This window comes from Chryseobacterium salivictor, from assembly GCF_004359195.1.
GTDB classification, from domain to species: Bacteria; Bacteroidota; Bacteroidia; order Flavobacteriales; family Weeksellaceae; genus Kaistella; species Kaistella salivictor.
Window position 1 is genome coordinate 1,863,019 of sequence record NZ_CP037954.1, and the last position, 21,093, is coordinate 1,884,111.

Consider the following 21,093-nt stretch of genomic DNA (forward strand, 5'->3'; position numbering starts at 1 on the left):
TAAACCATTTGCGCCGGTTCTCATGCAGAATCTCGCACCGACGTTGGTTGAATTTTCATCGAACCAATCGGGAATTTCCTGTAGTTGAAGAAATAATTTTTTGACCTTTTCCGGCGCGTCATCAGTTTCGGAAATTGGTTGTTCCGAATATTTTTGTATTAAAGAACCTGCATCTCTGTACTGAAGTTTCAGATAGGTTTCTTTCACAACTTCATCGCCCAGTTCAACCTTGAAATAGAGATAGAAGTGGAAATCCTTTTCTGTAAAAAAAGATTGACTCAAACTTAATGTTTTAAATTTGAATCGTCGAAACTAGTTCCTCGTTTTGCAACGGATAGCCCGACCCGGGCAGCTGGTTTTGCCTAGCGAGGGGATTGCCCAAATTTTTTGCACAAAAAAACCTCCCGAGACCGAGAGGTTTTACTATTTTCATTAATGAAATTCTGACTATAAAGAAGCAGAATGCACCAATAAATCAGCTAATTTGTTAGAATATCCCATTTCGTTATCGTACCAGGAAACGATTTTCACGAATTGTGGAGACAACATAATTCCAGCATCTTTATCAAATACTGAAGTTCTTTTTTCACCTACGAAATCCTGGGAAACTACTGCATCTTCTGTGTAGCCTAAAATTCCTTTTAATTCACCTTCTGACGCAGCTTTCATTGCCTGACAGATTTCTTCATAAGAAGTTGGTTTTTCTAATCTCACGGTTAAGTCAACTACAGAAACGTCTGCTGTTGGTACTCTGAAAGACATTCCGGTTAATTTCCCGTTCAATGCAGGGATTACTTTTCCTACTGCTTTTGCAGCACCTGTAGAGGAAGGAATGATGTTGTTCAAAGCAGAACGGCCACCTCTCCAGTCTTTTACAGATGGTCCGTCAACGGTTTTTTGGGTAGCAGTAGTTGCGTGAACCGTAGTCATTAAACCTTCTACAATTCCGAAGTTGTCGTGCATAACTTTCGCAATCGGCGCCAAACAGTTGGTGGTACAGGAAGCGTTAGAGAAAATTTTGATATCGTCTGTCAATTCTTTGTGATTCACTCCCATTACAAACATTGGCGTATCATCTTTCGAAGGGGCAGAAAGGATTACTTTTTTCGCACCGGCGTTGATGTGCGCTTGTGCAGCTTCTTTAGAAAGGAATAACCCTGTAGATTCTACGATATATTCTGCGCCTACTTCGTTCCATTTCAAGTTGTTAGGGTCTCTTTCGGCAGTTACTCTGATTCTTTTTCCATTCACGATAAGGTCATTTCCTTCTACAGAAACCTCACCTTTAAATTCACCGTGTACAGAATCATACTTAAGCATATAAGCCATGTATTCGGCATTGATAAGGTCGTTGATTCCTACAACTTCGATGTTTTCTCTTTCGGCCATTGCTCTGAAAACAAGACGACCAATTCTACCGAATCCATTGATTCCTACTTTGATTGTTGACATAATTTTTATTTTAAAATTAGATTTATTGTTAAATTATATAGACAGAATTTCTGAAATTTTCAGTAAATCCTGATCAATTTCATTGTGTTTTTTTACGGCTTCTTCGATCTCCGTGTAAGTCATTTTGTTGGACTGCATTCCTACCATCATATTGGTTTTGCCGTCCATTAAACCAATTACAGCACCGTAGCCCAATCTGCTGGCTAAGACGCGGTCTGCACAACTCGGTGATCCGCCTCTCTGAATGTGTCCTAAAACCGCGACACGGATATCATAATCAGGGAAACCGGCTTTTGTTGCTTTTGCAATATCGTAAATACTTCCTAATTTTTCACCTTCGGCAACGACCACGATACTGGAAGCTTTTCCAGCTTTCTCTGCCCGTTTGAAAGTGGAAAAAAGTTCGTCGATGCTGTCTTTTTTTTCTGGAATTAAAATACCGATTGCCCCGGTGGCCAACCCGCTGTTCAAAGCGATAAATCCAGCGTCACGACCCATCACTTCAACAAAAAATATTCTGTTATGAGAAGTGGCTGTATCTCTGATTTTATCGATGGCTTCCATGGCGGTATTCAGTGCCGTATCATAACCAATCGTATTATCGGTTCCGAAAATATCGTTGTCAATGGTTCCGGGAACCCCTATTACATGGATTCCGAATTCTTCGCAGAAAATTTGTGCTCCTTTGAAAGTACCATCTCCACCGATACAGACCATTCCGTCGATACCGTGTTTTATACAGTTGTCATAGGCTTTTTTTCTGCCTTCCGGTGTTTTGAATTCTAAGGATCGGGCAGACTTTAAAATCGTACCGCCTTCGGTGATGATATTTTTAACGGAACGTGGCCCCATTTTCGTGAAATCATCGTTGATTAAACCATTGAAACCTTCTCTTACTCCATAACATTCTATTTTGTAGTGACTTGCGGTTCTTACCACCGCTCTTAATGCTGCATTCATTCCCGGTGCGTCTCCGCCTGATGTGAGAACCACAATCTTTTTCACTGCACTTTCTTTCATAGTTAAAAATTTCAGCACAAATTTACGAAATCTCTATCAATTATGTAAGGCTTTAAAGAATGAGATTTAACTGTTTTCGCAGTGGTGATTAATTTCTTTTTTTTATTAAATTAATAGGGTTGAGATTTCATTTTTTTTCTTTCATGATAAAATCCTAAATTTGCAAAATGTTGAGAAATAGAAAGAGTCAGAAAATTTTAGCATCGCTTTTTACCGCGGTCTATCTTTTCGTTGCTTTATTTTCCCAAAGTTTTCACGACCATGGAAGTGGTGAAGTATTCAAAGATTTTCATTTTACCAAAATTGAGAAGACTTTTACAAAATCTTCTTCTGCTGCTCATTATTCTGATTGTTTGTCCTGTCATATTTTGCATGAGGGAAAATATCTCACACCGCAAAACTTTTTCTTTTCAGCAATTTCGATTGAAGATTCTTGCTTAGAAATCTTCACCGCAGAACGAACTTTCAGTCCGCTCGCACTCTTTAATTTCAGGTTACGCGGTCCGCCGTCTTTCATTTAAAAACAGTTTTTTTCGAAATGAATAGTAAGGAATTGATTTTCAGTTTTTTATTGTTCGTCTTTTTTATTATTAAACTCAATTTAAATGAAATTTACTTTAAATATCATCACAATCTTTTTTGGATTGTTATTTATAAACGCACAGACAAATTTTACAGTTAAAGGCAAAGTGGTCGATTATCACGATAAAACGTCTTTAAAAAACGCTACAGTTACCATCGGTAAACGATCTCAAGTTTCAGATGACAACGGAAATTTTACTTTTAAAACTGTACAAAAAGGAAAATATACGTTGATCGTAAATCATCCAGACTGTAATCCTTTTACTGAAGGACTTACGGTGAATAAAGATATGGAGCTGACGATTCAGCTCGAACACCATATTGCCGATATCGAAACCATTACCCTTCACGCAACACACAAAAATGCGAATTCCTTAATCGTGAAAACTTTAGACAGAACCGAAATCGACCGTAACTCAACGGAGAATTTGGGAAATATCCTGTCCGGCATTTCGGGGGTTGGCGCTTTGAAAACAGGGAATAATATCGCCAAACCAATTATCCACGGGCTTTACGGAAGCCGGGTTCCGATTATTAATAACGGCGTAAAAATGGCAGAGCAGGAATGGGGCGTTGAGCATGCACCGAATATCGACGTGAATCAATTTGATCATGTCGACGTAATCAAAGGTGCTTCTGCATTAAAATACGGAAGCGACGCCATCGGCGGGGTGGTTGTTTTGGAACCGGCCGTTTACAAAAGAAAAGATACCATTCAGGGAAGCGCAAATCTTTCAGGAATTTCTAACGGGCGGGGAATCGGTGTTGCAGTTAATTTATTGAAAACCTGGGAAAACGGTTGGGCAGTAAAGTCCACCGGCGGTTTTAAGAAATTAGGTGATTTGAAAACTCCCGGTTATTATTTAATGAATACGGGACTTCAGAATAATTCATTCAGTCTTACGGTGCAAAAGAACTCTTTTTTACAGGGAATTTCTTTTGATTACAGTATTACCAATCAGGAAATCGGGATTTACCGTGGATCTGATTTGGGGAATTTAGAAGATTTTTATAAAGCATTGACGACCGATATTCCTATTTATCAGAGAGATTTTTCTTACGCGATTGATAATCCGAAACAGAATGTTCAGCATCATATCGCTAAGATTTCTGCCTTTAAAAGATTTGAAAAATTAGGTAAAGTTTCTGTGGATTATAACTTTCAATACAATCATCGAAAGGAATATGATGTGAGACGTGGTGAGTTGGCGCAAATTCCATCACTGGATTTGGAATTGTTTACGAATCAATTTAATATTAATGACTTTATCGAGCGGCAGCACTGGAGTTTAGAAACCGGCATCGATTTGAAATACCAGTTCAATTATTCCACGCCGGAAACGCAGGCAAGAAGACTGGTTCCGAATTATGATCAGTATGCAGGCGGCGTTTATTCCGTTTTTAAATATAAGTTGACGCCGAAATTGAATGCAGAAGTAGGTGTGCGATATGATGTGACCAAATATGAAGTCAAAAAGTGGTATGATCTCAGCAATTGGGAAAACCTGTATGCAGATACTTTTCCTCAGTTTTATGTGAAGACCGATGGAAACCGTGTTTTTACCAAACCGAATTTAACTTACAAAAACTTATCTTTTAATGCAGGTTTGGATTATCAGCCTTCAAAGAATTTTGATGTGAAACTGAATTATGCGAAAGTAGGACGAACGCCGAATATTGCTGAACTTTTTGCTGATGGATTGCATCATTCCGCTGCGATAATCGAGGTAGGAAATATGGGAATGAAAAATGAAGACGGAAACCAATTCAATTTAAATATCGACGGTAAACTGAATATTTTAGACGGAGCGAGAATTACCGTAAATCCCTATTTATTTATCACCAAGAACTTTATTACCGAGATTCCAACGGGGATTCAGAATACGATCCGTGGTGTTTTTCCCGTGTGGTCTTACCAGCAGATCAATGCGAAAATGTATGGTTTGGATGTTGATGCACAGTTGAAATTGAATGATCATTTTGAATATCACGGGAATTTTTCATACATCAATGGTGAAGATCAGACGAACGGTCAGCCTTTAATAATGATGGTTCCAACGAATTTTGCCAACAGTTTAGAATTCAAAAATGAGGAATGGAAAAATTTCTATTTCAAAGTTCAGCAGCAGACTTTTTTGCATCAGAACCGATTTCCGGTTTATAATCCAACCATCCATATTTTCGAAAACGGAATTGAGGTTGAAAAAACTTTGGATCTTTCTACGCCGCCACCGACTTATACTTTGTGGAGCGTGCAAACCGGTTTCGATTTTAACAAACATTTTTCGGCAGGTTTAAATGTGACCAATCTTTTCGATACCAATTACAAAGATTACCTGAACAGAATGCGTTATTTCTCTTACGAAATGGGCAGAAATATTATTTTCAATGTTAAATACAACTTCTAAAATTCTTTAAAATGAAATCATTAATTAAAATAAAATATATCGTCTTTTTATTATTAACCGTTATTGCCGTAAGTTGCAGCCGGGCCGATGAAGATGATGACGTTCTTTCTCAGGAAGATATTTCAAATATTATTCTCAATGTAAAAGACGACGCAACCGGAATTACAACTACTTATAATTATACCGTAAATTCTACTACAAATCCCGATATTAAATTAACAGACGGTAAAACTTATACCGTAAATGCAGTTTTTCTTAATGGAAATGAAGATGAAACAGAAAGCATTATCGAAGCAAAAGATGAACATTTTCTATTGTTCGATTTTCAAAATTCAAATATTAATTTAGAAAGAATCGATGGTGAATCTTCTACTAATAGTGACGGAATTAAAATTGGGTTGAAAACAAAATGGACTGTTGTAAAAGCGAAAAACGGAGTGAATCCGCAATTGGTTGTAACTTTGGTTCACGATGCTGTATCGGTTAGCGCTGGCCAACCCGGAAGCGAATTCGGTTCTGTAACCGGTGGCGAAACCGATGCGATGGCAACTTATTCCATTTCAAACTAAAAGACTTTTAATCAAAATGAACACAGGAATATTTTCATCTTTTAGGAATGGGCGATAAGATGGAAATTTTTCCTTTTAATTAATCAAAAAAAAATTCCTATTTTTGCAACCTAAATTTTCAATACATTAAAATGAACGTTACAGCGACCAACCACGATGAAGTAAGTGCGTTACTTACAGTTACATTAGATAAGTCAGATTATAAAGATAAAGTTGAAAAACAATTGCACAACTACGCAAAAAATGCACAAGTTCCTGGATTCAGAAAAGGGAAAGTGCCATTGAGCATGGTGAGAAAGCAATATGAAGCGGGAATCGCTTTTGAAGAAATCAACAAACAGGTTTCAGAAGCGCTGAACAATTATATTGCTGATAACAAATTGCGATTGGTAGGTCAGCCGGTTCCACAACCAGTTGATGAATTGAATCACAATGCAGAGCAACTTTCAGTTGGTTTTGAAGTGGGTTACGAACCAGAATTTGCTATTGATCTGGCAAAATACGAAGCCCCTCATTTTAAAGTAGAAGCTTCTGAAAAAGAAATCGGTCAGAGCATCGAAAACATGCAGAAACGTTTCGCTGAGCAAGTTCCTCAGGAGGAAATCGCTGACGATTCTACTGTTGCTTTAGAAATCAGCCAGGTGATTGAAGAAGGTGCAGAAGGTGAACACCACCACGCGCCCAAAAACATTACCATTGATGCTACGAAAAAAGCAGCTTTCGAATTGGTAAAAGCTTTGAAAAAAGACGAATCAGTAAAAGTTTCTAAAGCAGATTTAGAGAAAAACGAAGAATTAGCGAAAGAATTAAGTTTCAGCAAAGAAGAAGTTGAGCATTTACACCACGACCAAATCGAGGTTAAAGTAAAAGATTTCTTCGGATTAAACTTAGCAGAATTAAATCAGGATTTATTCGACAAAGTTTACGGTGAAGGTACCATCAAGTCTGAAGAAGAATTGAAAGACAAAGTTAAAGCTGAATTGGATGAGTATTTCCAGCAAAATGCGGATGTTCATTTCGTCAATAAAATTTTAGCGCAGATCAACGAAAAAGAAGAAGTAACACTTCCTGAAACTTTTTTGGTTAAATGGTTAATGTTCAGCAATGCGAACGTAACTTCTGAAGACCAGGCGAGAGAAATCCTGGAAGCTGAAAAAAATCAGTTGAAATATCAAATCCTGGAAGGGAAACTGATGACTGACAACGAGATTACTCTGGACTACGCAGATATTTTGGGACAGGCTGAACAATTGGTTCGTAATCAGTTAGCGATGTACGGAATTCACCATTTACCGGATGAAGAAGTACAGAAATATGCTGCTGATATGTTGAAAGATCAGGAGCAGGTCCGCCAGATTTCTTCTGAAGTTGGAATGGCGAAACTGAAAGATGTTATCTTAGAAAAAGCAACTAAAAAGGAAACCAAAATTTCTCACGATGAGTTTTTGGAAGAATTGAAAAAGTAATTTTTGCTTTATAAATATAAAATCCGTCCCGTTAATTCGGGACGGATTTTTTTTATGTTTAAATGTAAACGGATCGAATTTAATAACTGAATGATTCTATAATCTTATTGTTGATGAGGTAAGTTTCCAGTTCTTCAATTTGTTGGTTGTTGATATGAAGATCCATGGTAATGAAGAGAGAATCGCCATGTTTTTCCAAAGCAATTTCGTAAGCGATTTTTGATAACTTTTTGATTTCGCGGATGATCGGTTTTTTTTGACTGATGGCCTGTACCGGAATTTTAAATTTCAAAATCTTATTGTGATGGTAAGAAACAAAACTTCTGGTGAAAGTTTTTGCAACATAGATGACGATTAAGGCACTTATCAGAAAAGTGAAGGCTATAAATATTTCGCCAAAACCTATCGACATTCCGATGGCTGCTGCAATCCAAATAATTCCCGCAGTCGTTAAACCGTACACACTAAATCCTTCTTTAAAAATAACGCCTGCTCCCAGAAAACCAATTCCACTCACAATATAGCTGGCAATCCTTGTGGGATCACCGCTTCCTGCCATTTTATACGAAAGAATAGAGAATAGTGTTGAACCCAGGCAAATGATGGTGATCGTTTTTAAGCCCGCGGATTTGTCTTTCATTTCGCGTTCTAATCCCAGGATTAATCCGGCAACTAATGAAATGACTGCTTTATAAATATCTAAAAGTTCAAAATGTTCTGACATTTTTATTTAAAGGTATTAATTTTCTACGAACCGTATTCAATTTTCCATTCATCCGCAGCGTCGCATAAGGTTTTATAAAATTCTTCGCCATATTTTCTGATGAGCGGTGTTTTTACAAATTTATAAATGGGAACTTTTAATTCTTTTCCTAGGGCACAGGCATCGCTGCAGATTTCCCATTTGTGATAATTCAGTGCGGTGAAAGTTCTGTATTCATCCACACGAATAGGATAGAGGTGACAGGAAATCGGTTTCTGCCAGTCGACAGCGCCGTCTTCGTAGGCTTTTTCAATCCCACATTTTGTAATCCCTTTATCGTCAAAAATCACGTAAGCGCATTCTTTTCCTTCAACCATCGGCGTTACATAATCATTATCGCTCGGATCGAGAACCCAGGTTCCCTGCTTTTCAATCGCTTCTACGCCTTCGGGTCTGAGATAGGGTTTTACCTGATCGAAAATCCTTTCGAGGATCAATGTTTCGCTTTTATCCAAAGGTGCTCCTACATCGCCTTCTACGCAGCAGGCGCCTTTGCATTTGCTGAGGTTGCATACAAATTCTTCAGAAAAGATATCTTCAGAAATTAATTTATCGTCAATTTGAATCATGATGTTGTATTAAAAGAAATTAAAATAAGTAGAGAGTTTAAAAATAAGCAGTGAAATGATAATGACCCATAAACTGACTTCCTGAATCCAGTATTTTTTAGAGAAACGGAGCATCCTGCTTAAAATAATGGAAGCTGGCAACGCCAGTAAAAGCAAATATTCAAATGTTTTTCCCATATAAAGGAAAATGGTAATCAGTTGGGCTAAAGAAAATACCAGTAAAAAAGTATATTTGAATCTGCTGTTCGGACTTTTTTTATTGAAGTTTCTGAAATGATCCATTACCGCATGAATGAGTAAAATAGCCACGGGCGTTAACCATAAAAGATGATCAAAATGGGATTGTATTTTAAATCCGGTAAATGGAAAGTAGGCCAGATTCCAGGAATTCATGCCCAGGAAATAGGCAATCCCAAAATAAGAAAGTGCCACCAGCAACATCCCAAAAAACAACCGGAAAATGTGCAGCCCAATGCGGTCGGAAGTGGCGATGATATGGAAGATCACGAAAATCGACATCGGCCACGTGGTAGGAAGAAAGATAAAATTGAGCGCCAGAATTGATCCCACTAAAATATAAGAGAAATTGCGGACAGAAATATTATCATTCGTTAACAGCAAAAGAATAATCGAATTGGTGAACAGCGAAACAGCAATTCCGATATCTAAATCCCCAGGATATAAGGCGAAAATAAAGACGGTATATAAAAAAAGGGGCAGATGGGTTTGATAATTCAGCGCAACAGCGTTAAAACAAAAGTATCCCAAAGCAACGCCTCCAAAAGTTATTACGGCTGAAATGATTTCTAAAGTGTTGAAGTCCAGTATATTGAAGCTAATTACTATTAAAAGAAGAATCCCAATATAAACGGGAACCGAAAAAATATTGCTTTCTTTTGAAAGTAATCGAAACATTTTTTATAAATTTGTGCAAAGTTAATTTAAAAAAGGAAAATAATGACGTCTTTCTTCTTATTCTTAAGCAGTGTATTCAAATGGTCTTTCGGTTTTTTTGATTTCGCAGGAAATGTAATAAACTGGATTTTATTCTTGGTTGCATCTGCCATATTTACTTATTGGTGCTATGTTTTGGTTGCAAAATTGGGTGGCGATAAGGATAAAGAGTATTTCTCACCAACAGAAGGAAACCATCCTTACTACGACCCGAAAATTTATAAAAAAGAAAGTAAATAATTGATATCCCATTTACAATAAAAATCCCGAAATTTTTAGTTTCGGGATTTCTGTTTTTTATTAGTGAATCGGAATTACCAATACCGGAATCGGTGAACGTCTGGTTAATTCTTTGGTTAAACTTCCTACAAAAACGTCGTACATATTGCTTCTTCCGTGCGAACCCATTACGATATATCCTGCCCTTTTATCTTTTGCATATTCCAGAATAATATCGCCTGCTACACCTTGTTTTAGCAAGTGTTCACAATCGATACCCTGTGCGATGATGCGTTGTTCAATGGTATTTAGCTGGAGCAGTTCCTGCTTAATTTCATTTTGCTCCACTTCGGGGAAATATTGAAATCCCATATCACCAATCGCAAAACCGATATCCGACGGTGCCACGTGAATCAGGTATATTTTCCCGCTGGTTTCTTTTGCGAATTTCACAGCGCCTTCGACTAATTTATCGGTCGCTTCTGAAAAATCGACTGGTAGAATAATGTTTATCATGATCTTAAATTTTGTTCATTAAAGTTACAATTATTTACTGACACCGTCAAAAACTAAGTTACTGAATTCGCAAATCAAAAACTTTCCGGTCTTCCAGAAACGCTTCCAGTATATCGTTTTCCGAAACTTTGCCCACTCCTTTTGGCGTTCCCGTGAAAATTAAATCGCCCACTCTTAACGTAAAATATTGGGAAACAAATGCGATGATTTTTTCCGGGGAGAAAATCATCATTGAAGTATTTCCGTCCTGAACTTTTTCTTTATTTTTATTTAAAGAAAAGTTTAAGTTAGTGAGGTCAAAATTTTCTTTTTTATAAAAATCAGAAAGAACGGCACTTCCGTCGAAACCTTTTGCCAGTTCCCACGGAAGTCCTTTTGCTTTGAGCTGACTTTGTAAATCTCTCGCCGTAAAATCGATTCCTACACCGATTTCGTCATAATGTTTACCGGCATTTTCTTCCTGAATATATTTTCCGCCTTTTGATATTTTCAGTACGACTTCCAGTTCGTGATGAATGTCATTCGAGAATTCAGGAATATAAAAGTCGCTGCCTTTTTTTAAAACCGCCGTATCGGGTTTCATAAAGATAACAGGATTTTCCGGTATTTCATTTCCCAGTTCCTGTGCGTGTTCTGCGTAATTTCTGCCGATGCAAATGATTTTCATGCTGAGTTGTTTTTCTTGTTTGTAACAGGATTTTTTTAACAATAAAAGAAGTGAAAGTGTTATTCTAATTCATTATTTAAAAAAAATTATTGAAATAGATTTTATTTTTTGAAGCCTTTTGAAAATTTTATTTTCACATTTTGTCTTTGGTCACTTTTGCGGTAAATACTTTTTTTAAAATTTTGATCTCAACTGAATTCCTGTCAGAACTTTCTTGGTGTATAAAGGGAAATCAGCATTCTGGATCCAGCCGTAATAGCCCAGATCCTTTTGAAAAACTTCTTTCACTCTTTGGCCTTTGTATTTTCCGAAAGTGAAAATTTCTTTTTCGTCTTTGTCAAAAGCGATAAAACCTGCCAAATCAGCAAATTTATGATGAGAAGAAATCTCACTTAATCCAGCGATGTCATTTGGTAAATCGTCGTAATGGCCGACCTGCGAGTCTATCACTTCGAAAGTTGCCAAAACATCTGCTTCCGCGGAATGCGCGTTGATCAGTTCTTTTTTGCAGTAAAACTGATATGCGGCCGTCAGGTTTCTCGGTTCCATTTTATGAAAAATAGTTTGTGCGTCGATCAGCTTGAATTTACTCAAATCGAAATCTAAACCGGCACGCAGTAATTCCTCAGCAAGAAGTGGAACATCAAACCGGTTAGAATTAAATCCACCCAAATCTGAGCCCGCAATCATCTCCATTATTTTGGAAGCAATTTCTTTGAAGGTTGGCGCATCTTTCACTCTTTCATCTGTAATTCCGTGGATTGCAGAAGATTCTGCCGGAATTGCCATTTCTGGATTTACCAGCCATGTTTTGCTTTCCCTGGAAGCATCAGGATTGACTTTTAAAATACAGATTTCTACGATCCGGTCTTTTGCAACCTGAGTTCCCGTAGTTTCTAAATCAAATACACAAAGTGGTTTATGGAGTTTTAAATTCATTTTTTTATTTTAATAATGATCAATCGTGACTTGTCCGACTGGATTAATTTTGTGAAGTAAGTTATTGGAAGTGTCTTTTTATGCTTTCAACTGTTTCTGAAAAATCACCGATATCAATATATAATACAGCATTGCCAATGGGATTCCGACCGTTTTAAACAGGGGTAAAAGAACCAAGACGCCAATTACCAGCGCAACTTTCGGATAATTATCTTGCAGCTTCATCGATTTGAATTTCAGCGAGATCATTTTTATCGGGCTGACTAAAAGCCAGGATAGAATAATGGTGATTGCAATTAAATAAGCAGGGTTTTCAAAAATCGCTTTAAAACTTTCGTTTTCTAAATAAGCGTAGTATAAGCCGAAAATTAAAATGGTGTTCGATGGCGTATTCAAACCTTTGAAATAATAAGTTTGCTCATCATCCAGATTGAAAATCGCCAGTCTTAAACAGGAAAATAAAGTAACAAAAAGTCCCAGATATTTTATTTCAAAGGGAAGTTCCATTCCGAACAATTGATGGCCAAACGGCTCAAGGGCTTTGAACATAACGATTCCCGGCAATAATCCGAAACTCACCATGTCGGCCAGTGAATCTAACTGAACGCCAAGTTCAGAATTCGATTTCATGGCTCTGGCGATAAATCCGTCGAAGAAATCTAAAATTAAGGAAAGGATAATGCAGATTGCAGTGGTTTGATAATCACCATTAATTAAGTGGATTACGCCAACACTGCCGGAAAATAAATTGGCGAGCGTAACAGCATTCGCCAGATTGTTCTTGATAAAATTCATTTTTAAGTTCAGTTTTTTAAGGTCCGAGGAAACATCTTTAAATGCCGAAGTCTGCTGGAGCTACTTTTACCCCGATGTTTCGTAAGCACAAAAGTAAGGTTTTTATTAAAATTAATTTTCAGCGTTTTTAGAATTGAATTTTGAATGATTTGAAATTCTAAATATTGTAAATTTGCAGCATTAATTTGAACAAGTTTTAATGAAAGAAATTAGATTTCAAGAAATTTCCGCCTTACTCTACCGAATCGTACTCGCCTTTTTTTTCTATCAGATTGCACGGCTGCTCTTTTGGTTTTTTAATAAAAATTTGATTCCCGTTGACAGTATTTCAGAATATCTGAATTTGGCTTATCGCGGAATTGCCTTCGATACCACGGCGATTCTCTATGTGAATTCGCTGTTCATCCTTTTGAGTCTTATTCCCGTTATCATTAATACCCAAAAAACGTATCACAAATTTTTGTTTTATCTTTATTTCATTACCAACGGGATTTCCTACGGCATGAATTTCGGCGATTTCGTTTATTTTAAATTTTCTCAGGCACGGTTGACAACTGCCGCCATGAATGTTGCACAGCATGAAAGCAATATTGGCAAGGTTTTTTTAGTGTCGGTTGCTGAACATCCGTTTGTACTGGTATGGTTTGTGATTTTAATGGCTCTCTGGATTTTCCTGTACAAAAAGGTGAAAGTTTCGCCGAGAAAACCATTAAAATTAGTTCCTTATTTTATTTTTTCTGTACTCACGCTTTGTTTAACTGCTCTGCTCGTGGTAGGTGGGATTCGTGGTGATTTCAAGCATTCGACGCGGCCGATTAATTTGGTGGATGCCAACCGGCACGTTACCAAACCCGCTCAGGCGAATGTCGTTCTGAACAGTGTTTTTTCTTTTTTCAGAACGATGAATACCAACAGTTTTCAGGAAGTTCATTTTGTGAATGAAAAGTTTATTGATGAAAACATTCATGCTGATAAATTGTACCAGAGGCAAGGAGTTGAACCCAAACCGAATGTGGTTATTTTCATCCTCGAAAGTTTTGGAAAAGAATATTCGGGCGCTTTTAATAAAGATACGAAGATCAAAAATTTTGTTTCTTACACGCCGTTTTTCGACAGTTTAGCCACGCAAAGTTTAATCGCGACCAACGCTTTTGCCAATGGGCGACAGTCCATCCATGGGATGAGTTCTGTGCTGGCCGGAATCCCGAGTTTGAAAGATGCGTTTACCAGTTCACCTTATTCGAATCAGAAAATTCAGTCGATTGTTTCGGTTTCGAATGATATGGGTTATGATACTTCGTTCTTTCATGGCGCGCCAAACGGGTCGATGGGCTTTTTGGGTTTCGGCAATATTTTGGGTTTCAAACATTATTACGGAAAAACAGAATATAACAATGATGCGGATTTCGACGGAATGTGGGGCATTTGGGACGAACCGTTTTTTCAGTATTTCGCGAAAACTTTAGACAGGAAGAAAAGTCCTTTTATGGCAACTTTGTTTTCGGTTTCATCACATCATCCTTTTAAGGTTCCGGAAAAGTATCAGGGTAAATTTAAAAAAGGACCACTCGAAATTCATGAACCGATTGGTTACACTGATTTTGCGTTAAAGCAATTTTTCAAAACCGCAGAGAAAATGACTTGGTTCAACAATACGATTTTTGTTTTTGTAGCCGATCACACCAATCAGGTTGCCTATCCGGAATATGAAAAATCAATGAACCGGTTTTCAATTCCCATTCTGTTTTATTCTCCCAATCCAAAATATCAGTTGAAAGGAGAAATTACAGAACCTGCACAACAAATTGATATTTATCCAACTTTAGCTGATTTAATGGGTTACAACAAAAAAATAAGAAGTTGGGGAAGAAGTCTGGTGTCGGATAAAAAGGAAGATTACATGGTGATCAATTCTGATTCTATTAATGAGCAGTTCATGATTGGGAACTATATTTATTTGTTTAACGGGAAAGAAGTGACCGGGATTTATAATATCTCTGATAAAGGTTTGGAGCGAAATCTCATTAACAAAGTGAAAAACCCGGAAACAGAAAAAGGCATTCTTTTGAGCAAAGCCTGGTATCAGGATTATATGAACCGGGTAATCAACAGAAAATTGAATTAATTACAAAACTTTTAATAAAACATTGTGTAATTATTAGTATTTTGGCAGTACTTTTGACTACTATGATATAAATAGTTAAAAATTTGTGGTTTCACTATTTTTAATTACTTTTATCCAACTAAAAATTAAAATAATTTTAAAATGAAAAAAATACTTTTCAGTTTTGTTGCCTTATTATTCGCAACACTATCTTACGCCCAAATCGAAGGAAAATGGAAGACCATTGACGATGAAACGGGACAGGCGAAATCCATCGTAGAGATTTTCAAAAAATCCGATGGTAAATATTATGGGAAAGTGACTCAACTGCTCATCAAACCTCAACATGCAAACTGTATCGACTGTAAAGATGACAGAAAAAATCAACCCATTCTGGGGATGGAAGTGATCAGAGGCATGAAAAAAGAGGGTAAAGAGTTTACCGGCGGAACAATTACAGATCCTAAAACAGGAAAAACATACAAATGTAACATCACCCGTGATGGTGACAAACTGAATGTAAGAGGTTATGTAGGATTCTCATTAATCGGAAGAACGCAGATCTGGCACGCAGTAAAATAGTTTTCTAAAAATAAACTTGATAAAAAGCATCTTTTCTGAGATGCTTTTTTAATATCAGCATATACGGTAATTCGCGAAAAAATCTTTACTTTTGTACTTTAATTTTTTAATAAATCATGAAGGAATATACTTTTAGAGAAGTGATTGCACAGGCAATGAGTGAAGAAATGCGAAAAGATGAATCCATTTTCCTGATGGGTGAAGAAGTCGCAGAATACAACGGTGCTTACAAAGCTTCTAAAGGAATGCTTGACGAATTCGGCGCTAAAAGAGTAATTGATACTCCAATTGCAGAACTCGGATTTACCGGGATTGCCATCGGAGCAGCCATGAACGGAAACAGGCCCATTGTAGAATATATGACTTTCAACTTCTCATTGGTAGGAATTGATCAGATTATAAATAATGCAGCGAAAATCCGTCAGATGAGTGGAGGGCAGTGGAATTGCCCAATCGTTTTCCGTGGCCCGACTGGTTCGGCAGGTCAATTGGGAGCAACGCATTCTCAGGCTTTGGAATCTTGGTTTGCAAATACTCCAGGCTTAAAAGTAGTTGTACCTTCTAATCCTTACGATGCAAAAGGTTTATTGAAAACCGCAATTCAGGATAATGATCCGGTAATTTTCATGGAGTCTGAACAGATGTATGGCGACAAAATGGAAATCCCAGAAGAAGAATATTACATCCCAATCGGAAAAGCAGATATTAAAAAAGAAGGTAAAGATGTCACTTTGGTTTCTTTCGGTAAAATTATGAAGATGGCGATTCAGGCCGCTGAGGATTTAGAAAAAGAAGGAATCTCTGTAGAAGTAATTGATTTAAGAACGGTTCGTCCATTAGATTATGACACTATTTTAGAGTCGGTAAAGAAAACCAACAGACTGGTAATTTTAGAAGAAGCTTGGCCTCTGGGTTCCATTGCAACGGAGATTACGTATATGGTTCAACAAAAAGCATTTGATTATTTAGATGCGCCGATCAAGAGAATAACCACACCAGATGCTCCTGCACCTTACTCAGCGCCACTTTTCGCTGAATGGTTCCCGAAATTGGAAAAAGTAAAAGAAGAAATTAAAAATGCTTTATATATTAAAGCGTAATAGATAAAAACTCTCGAAAGAGAGTTTTTTCATTTATAAAAAGTTATAGAAAACAACTTTTATTAATTTACCTTTGACGAAATTTTTCGCAATCTATGTCACAAGATACTTTATCTCATTTTGATACAAAAAAACTTACCGCAGTAGGAGTTTTGGTTTCCCTCGGAATAGTTTTCGGCGATATCGGAACTTCACCGCTGTATGTTATGAAGGCGATCGTAAATGCCCGTCATGGTACCGGGAATTTGCCGTTCGATGAATATATCGAAGGAGCACTTTCCTGCATCATCTGGACGCTGACGATGCAAACCACTTTTAAGTACGTGATTATTGCATTGCGTGCTGATAATAAGGGAGAAGGTGGTATTTTATCTCTGTACTCGCTGGTCAAGAAGCTTAAGAAAAAATGGCTGTATGTCATCGCTATTATCGGTGCTTCAACTTTGGTAGCAGACAGTATAATTACCCCCTCATTAACGGTAATGTCTGCTGTGGAAGGGTTGAAGATATTTTCGCCTCATACTCCGGTTGTGGCGATTACGCTGGTTATTCTGGCCTTTGTCTTTATTGTGCAACAATTTGGTACGGCTTCCATCGGTAAGTTTTTTGGTCCGGTGATGGTTGTTTGGTTCTTGGTTTTAGGGATATTTGGTTCAGTTCATTTATTTGATCATCTCGAAATTTTGAAAGCATTTAATCCTTATTACGCTTATAATTTAATAAAGCATTCACCCAGTGCGATTGTGATTATGGGAGCGGTATTTCTTTGTACGACAGGAGCGGAAGCTTTGTATTCTGATTTAGGACATTGCGGCAAACAAAATATCCGGGTGAGCTGGATTTTTGTAAAGACCATGTTGGTTTTAAATTATTTGGGTCAAGGTGCCTGGTTATTAGATAATCCGGAATCTGTTTCGCAGGGAATCAATCCGATTTTTGGAATTATGCCCGAATGGGCGATTTTACCAGGGGTGATTTTAGCAACAGCTGCTGCAATTATCGCAAGTCAATCTGTGATTACGGGTTCTTTTACCATGTTTTCAGAAGCGATGTCGGTGATGTTTTGGCCGAATCAGCAAATCGATTATCCATCCGGTATTAAAGGTCAAATGTATATTCCTAAAATCAATTGGGGGTTGATGTTTCTTTGCTTCATCGTGGTTATTTATTTCCAAAAGTCAGAAGCGATGGAAGCTGCTTATGGTTTAACCATTACGATTACGATGTTGATGACCACTACCTTACTGTTTTTCTGGCTCAGCAGATCCAGAGTTACGAAGGTATTCGCAATCGGTTTTTTAGCCGTCTATCTTTGCATCGAATTGGGTTTCTTTTATGCCAATGTTATTAAGTTTTTCGACGGCGGGTGGCTGACGGTGGTTTTAGGTGGATTTATCGCCGTTTGCATGTACGCATGGTATAACGGAAGACTCATTAAAGCAAAGTTTATCAAATTTGTAAAACTCGATAAATATGTGCCGGTAATAAAAGAAATGAAACTTGATGAAACCATCCCGAAATACGCAACCAATCTCGCTTTCCTAAGCCGTGCAAAAAGACAGGATGAGGTAGAAGCCAAGATTATTTATTCTATTTTGCGGAAGCAACCTAAAAGAGCAGACCATTATTTCATCCTCAATATTGCCAATCAGGAAGATCCATATACTTTTAAATATACCATTGATGAAATTATGCCCGGTACGATTTTCAGGATCAATTTCATGCTTGGTTTTAAAATTGACCGCCGAATCAATGATTATTTCGACCAGGTCTTAGAAGACATGATGGAAGAGGGAAGTATTCCCGCACGAAGCAGTCACCCTTCACTTCGCCATTATAATATTCCACCTGATCTCAAATATGTGATTATTGATAATACTTACATCAATGATGCTTTGTTGACTGTCAAAGAAAAAATCACACTCAATATTTACAATTTTGTAAAATATATCGGCAGTGATGACTTTAAAGCCTGGGGAGTTTCTGCCCATAATGTAGTGGTAGAGTCGGCGCCTTTACTGGATCAAAAAATTATCACCAATAAAATTAAGCAGGTAAGTTTCCATAGATACGATTCCTAAGATGGCATTCAGGGAAGAAATGAAGGTGAACCGGAGTTAATAAAAAATTCGGTAAATTTGCATATAATTATTTTTAATGGACGCTAAACAAAAAGAACTCAATTTTTCAACAATCAAGGAGGTTTTAAGACAATATCTTCAGCATAAAGGTTTTCGAAATACGCCGGAACGCTACACGATTTTAGAAGAAATCTACAATATGGAGCATCACTTCAATGTTGATGATTTATACCTTTTGATGATGCAGAAAAAATACCATGTTTCCAAAGCGACCATTTACAATACCATCGAAATATTTCTGGATGCCGGCTTAATCAGAAAACATCAGTTTGGCGAAAAAACCATGACTTCTTCTTCCTACGAAAAATCATATTTCGATAAGCAACACGATCATTTGGTTATTTACAAAAAAGGCTCAGACAAAGAAATTCAGGAAATCATTGAGTTTTGCGACCCGAGAATCCAGGGAATCAAAGATTCTATTGAAGCAGCATTTGGTGTAAATATTGATTCACATTCACTTTATTTTTACGGAACTAAAAAGGATTAATGAAAAAAATCTTTGTTTTTTTTCTCTTCATCAGTGCCCATGTTTTTGCGCAGATCAATACCCAGCCTAATCAGGACTTGGTCAAAGATCCTTTTTTTAATAATCCAAAAAAAGGTGTTTCCACGGAGAAGGTAAAATTAATCCATTCTGATTTTTTTCAAAAGGCTTTAGATAAATACCAGGGAAATCCCTACTTCTCGGGAAATGTGCAGTTTGCCCATCAAGGTTCCGTTTTAACGGCCGATGAGGTTATTTTTTATCAGGAACAGAATTTTGTGAAAGCCATCGGAAATGTAAAACTTCAGAATGCGGACGGTTCAGTCATTACTTCCGGTGAAATGGAATACGACGGAAATACCCAAAAAGGAATCGCCCGGAAAAATGTACTGCTGACCGATCCCGGACAAACCATCAAAACTGAAACCCTTTATTACGACCGCATTTCCAATAAAGCCTATTTCAATACGGGCGGTACGATTACGAAAGACGGCAACGTGATGTACACCAAATCTGCCACCTACGACTTGAACAGCAGATTAATTGATTTTTCCGGCAATGTGAAAATCGATAATCCCGAATATACGGTAGAAGGAGTGAATATTATTCAGAACCAAAATACCAATACCGCAACATTCAACGGTGCTACAACCATTACCAATAAAAAGAATCCAGCCAATCTAATTTATACAGAGAAGGGAACCTACAACATGAATTCTAAGGAAGTTTATTTAAAGAAAAATTCCCGAATTCATTATAATGGAAAAATACTCACCGGCGACGATATGTATTTCAATCAAATCACCGGATTCGGAACGGCCAAAGGAAATGTAACCCTCCGCGATCCTTTAGAAAAACGCTATATGAAAGGAGGTTACGGCGAAATCTACGAGAAAAAAGACTCCGCGATGATGACCGATAAACCCTATGCTGTGAAAATTTTGGAGAAAGATTCTATGTATTTTTCTGCAGACCGTATTTTGGCTTATCAAAAAGTAGATGAACAAAATCCCCTCAAGAAAAAGAGTTTCCTGCGTGCTTATAAAAAAGCCAGAATGTTCAAGTCTAATATTCAGGTTAGAGCCGACTCCTTAAGTTTTAATGAAACCGACGGAATCATGCATCTCGACGGAAAACCCATCGCCTGGAGCGGCGAGAAACAGATAACCGGCGATAAAATAGAAGCGTATTTCGATACCGAAAAGGAGTTTATAGATTCCTTGCGCGTCATAGGAAATGCGTTCGCCATCAGCAAAGTGGATTCACTAAGTTTAAAAGATGAATTCCACCAGGTGAAAGGAAAACTGATGACGGTTTATTATAAAGAAAATGAAATCAAGCTGGCAAAAGTAATCGGTAACGCACAATCAATTACGTACGCCGATGACCAAAACGAAAAAACCAAAGAAGTAGAAAGAATCGGAGTGGCGCTTTCTACCTGTGGCACAATTGAAGCCGAATTCGAAGACCGGAAAGTTCAGATTATTTCCTGTAACATCGGTGCCAATACCGACATTTATCCGATGAGTTTAATCTCGCACGAACAAAGGTTTTTTCCCGATTTCAACTGGAATACCAAAGACCGCCTCCGTACCTGGCGCGACATTTTCGTGGAAACACCGGATTATCCCGAAATAAAATACGAAGCCGACGACGCTCTTTATAACGCTGCCCAAAAAGCCATCAATGATGAAAAAGCCAAAGAAGAAGCTAAGAAGCCGAAGAGGGTTCGGAAGTAATTTTTTTATTTGGGCGCCTTA

General features: G+C 37.5%; 20 protein-coding genes. 11 read left to right on the top strand and 9 right to left on the bottom strand.

Annotation, left to right across the window (positions count from 1 at the left end; all coding sequences use genetic code 11):
* Window positions 1-447: 447 nt before the first annotated feature.
* Both gap and pfkA read right to left on the bottom strand, forming a co-directional pair.
* Window positions 448-1,452 carry a type I glyceraldehyde-3-phosphate dehydrogenase gene (gene gap / locus NBC122_RS08580; protein WP_133439979.1) on the bottom strand — a complete coding sequence of 335 codons (1,005 nt, stop codon included), beginning with the start codon at window positions 1,450-1,452 and terminating at the stop codon, window positions 448-450.
* Window positions 1,453-1,485: 33 nt separating this feature from the next.
* Window positions 1,486-2,472 (bottom strand): 6-phosphofructokinase, encoded by a 987-nt coding sequence (pfkA, locus tag NBC122_RS08585; protein ID WP_133439980.1) that lies wholly within the window; start codon window positions 2,470-2,472, stop codon window positions 1,486-1,488.
* 167 nt (window positions 2,473-2,639) lie between these two features.
* On the opposite strand from pfkA, the gene NBC122_RS08590 reads away from it, so the two are divergent.
* The 4 genes from NBC122_RS08590 to NBC122_RS08605 all read left to right on the top strand — a co-directional run bounded on the left by NBC122_RS08590 (window position 2,640) and on the right by NBC122_RS08605 (window position 7,497).
* A complete protein-coding gene (locus NBC122_RS08590) occupies window positions 2,640-2,993 on the top strand; it encodes a hypothetical protein (protein WP_133439981.1) in 354 nt (117 codons plus the stop codon).
* 84 nt (window positions 2,994-3,077) lie between these two features.
* Window positions 3,078-5,462, top strand: coding sequence for a TonB-dependent receptor (locus tag NBC122_RS08595; RefSeq protein ID WP_133439982.1), 2,385 nt, complete (start codon window positions 3,078-3,080; stop codon window positions 5,460-5,462).
* A gap of 11 nt (window positions 5,463-5,473) precedes the next feature.
* Window positions 5,474-6,031 carry a hypothetical protein gene (locus tag NBC122_RS08600; protein WP_133439983.1) on the top strand — a complete coding sequence of 186 codons (558 nt, stop codon included), beginning with the start codon at window positions 5,474-5,476 and terminating at the stop codon, window positions 6,029-6,031.
* A 131-nt stretch (window positions 6,032-6,162) separates the two neighbouring features.
* Window positions 6,163-7,497 carry a trigger factor gene (locus tag NBC122_RS08605; RefSeq protein ID WP_133439984.1) on the top strand — a complete coding sequence of 445 codons (1,335 nt, stop codon included), beginning with the start codon at window positions 6,163-6,165 and terminating at the stop codon, window positions 7,495-7,497.
* Between the two features lie 79 nt (window positions 7,498-7,576).
* On the opposite strand, the gene NBC122_RS08610 is transcribed toward NBC122_RS08605, so the two are convergent.
* From NBC122_RS08610 to NBC122_RS08620, 3 genes are read right to left on the bottom strand one after another with little or no spacing between them, the layout of a single operon-like run.
* A complete protein-coding gene (locus tag NBC122_RS08610; protein ID WP_133439985.1) occupies window positions 7,577-8,221 on the bottom strand; it encodes an MgtC/SapB family protein in 645 nt (214 codons plus the stop codon).
* Between the two features lie 23 nt (window positions 8,222-8,244).
* A complete protein-coding gene (locus tag NBC122_RS08615; RefSeq protein WP_133439986.1) occupies window positions 8,245-8,829 on the bottom strand; it encodes a DUF3109 family protein in 585 nt (194 codons plus the stop codon).
* A gap of 9 nt (window positions 8,830-8,838) precedes the next feature.
* Window positions 8,839-9,744 carry a DUF6427 family protein gene (locus NBC122_RS08620; RefSeq protein ID WP_133439987.1) on the bottom strand — a complete coding sequence of 302 codons (906 nt, stop codon included), beginning with the start codon at window positions 9,742-9,744 and terminating at the stop codon, window positions 8,839-8,841.
* 42 nt (window positions 9,745-9,786) lie between these two features.
* On the opposite strand from NBC122_RS08620, the gene NBC122_RS08625 reads away from it, so the two are divergent.
* On the top strand, window positions 9,787-10,023 hold the full coding sequence (locus NBC122_RS08625; RefSeq protein WP_133439988.1) for a hypothetical protein: 237 nt from the start codon (window positions 9,787-9,789) through the stop codon (window positions 10,021-10,023).
* 60 nt (window positions 10,024-10,083) lie between these two features.
* Here NBC122_RS08625 and NBC122_RS08630 read toward each other — a convergent pair whose 3' ends face one another.
* The 4 genes from NBC122_RS08630 to NBC122_RS08645 all read right to left on the bottom strand — a co-directional run bounded on the left by NBC122_RS08630 (window position 10,084) and on the right by NBC122_RS08645 (window position 12,919).
* Window positions 10,084-10,518, bottom strand: a complete 435-nt coding sequence (locus NBC122_RS08630) for a universal stress protein (RefSeq protein WP_133439989.1) — start codon at window positions 10,516-10,518, stop codon at window positions 10,084-10,086.
* A gap of 58 nt (window positions 10,519-10,576) precedes the next feature.
* A complete protein-coding gene (locus tag NBC122_RS08635) occupies window positions 10,577-11,185 on the bottom strand; it encodes a fumarylacetoacetate hydrolase family protein (protein WP_133439990.1) in 609 nt (202 codons plus the stop codon).
* 174 nt (window positions 11,186-11,359) lie between these two features.
* Window positions 11,360-12,124 (bottom strand): 3'-5' exonuclease, encoded by a 765-nt coding sequence (locus NBC122_RS08640; RefSeq protein ID WP_133439991.1) that lies wholly within the window; start codon window positions 12,122-12,124, stop codon window positions 11,360-11,362.
* A 78-nt stretch (window positions 12,125-12,202) separates the two neighbouring features.
* Entirely contained in the window at window positions 12,203-12,919 is a 717-nt protein-coding gene (locus tag NBC122_RS08645) for a CDP-alcohol phosphatidyltransferase family protein (protein ID WP_133439992.1), read from the bottom strand.
* Between the two features lie 199 nt (window positions 12,920-13,118).
* On the opposite strand from NBC122_RS08645, the gene NBC122_RS08650 reads away from it, so the two are divergent.
* The 6 genes from NBC122_RS08650 to NBC122_RS08675 all read left to right on the top strand — a co-directional run bounded on the left by NBC122_RS08650 (window position 13,119) and on the right by NBC122_RS08675 (window position 21,072).
* Window positions 13,119-15,044 carry an LTA synthase family protein gene (locus tag NBC122_RS08650; protein WP_133439993.1) on the top strand — a complete coding sequence of 642 codons (1,926 nt, stop codon included), beginning with the start codon at window positions 13,119-13,121 and terminating at the stop codon, window positions 15,042-15,044.
* A gap of 141 nt (window positions 15,045-15,185) precedes the next feature.
* Window positions 15,186-15,605 (top strand): DUF2147 domain-containing protein, encoded by a 420-nt coding sequence (locus tag NBC122_RS08655; protein WP_133439994.1) that lies wholly within the window; start codon window positions 15,186-15,188, stop codon window positions 15,603-15,605.
* Between the two features lie 116 nt (window positions 15,606-15,721).
* Window positions 15,722-16,705 carry a pyruvate dehydrogenase complex E1 component subunit beta gene (locus tag NBC122_RS08660; RefSeq protein ID WP_133439995.1) on the top strand — a complete coding sequence of 328 codons (984 nt, stop codon included), beginning with the start codon at window positions 15,722-15,724 and terminating at the stop codon, window positions 16,703-16,705.
* Between the two features lie 95 nt (window positions 16,706-16,800).
* Window positions 16,801-18,786: a KUP/HAK/KT family potassium transporter gene (locus NBC122_RS08665; protein WP_133439996.1), complete on the top strand. Its 1,986-nt coding sequence runs from the start codon at window positions 16,801-16,803 to the stop codon at window positions 18,784-18,786.
* A gap of 76 nt (window positions 18,787-18,862) precedes the next feature.
* Window positions 18,863-19,336 carry a Fur family transcriptional regulator gene (locus NBC122_RS08670; protein WP_133439997.1) on the top strand — a complete coding sequence of 158 codons (474 nt, stop codon included), beginning with the start codon at window positions 18,863-18,865 and terminating at the stop codon, window positions 19,334-19,336.
* Window positions 19,336-21,072 (top strand): OstA-like protein, encoded by a 1,737-nt coding sequence (locus NBC122_RS08675; protein WP_133439998.1) that lies wholly within the window; start codon window positions 19,336-19,338, stop codon window positions 21,070-21,072. The genes NBC122_RS08670 and NBC122_RS08675 overlap by 1 nt, the downstream gene beginning before the upstream one ends.
* Window positions 21,073-21,093 lie beyond the last annotated feature (21 nt).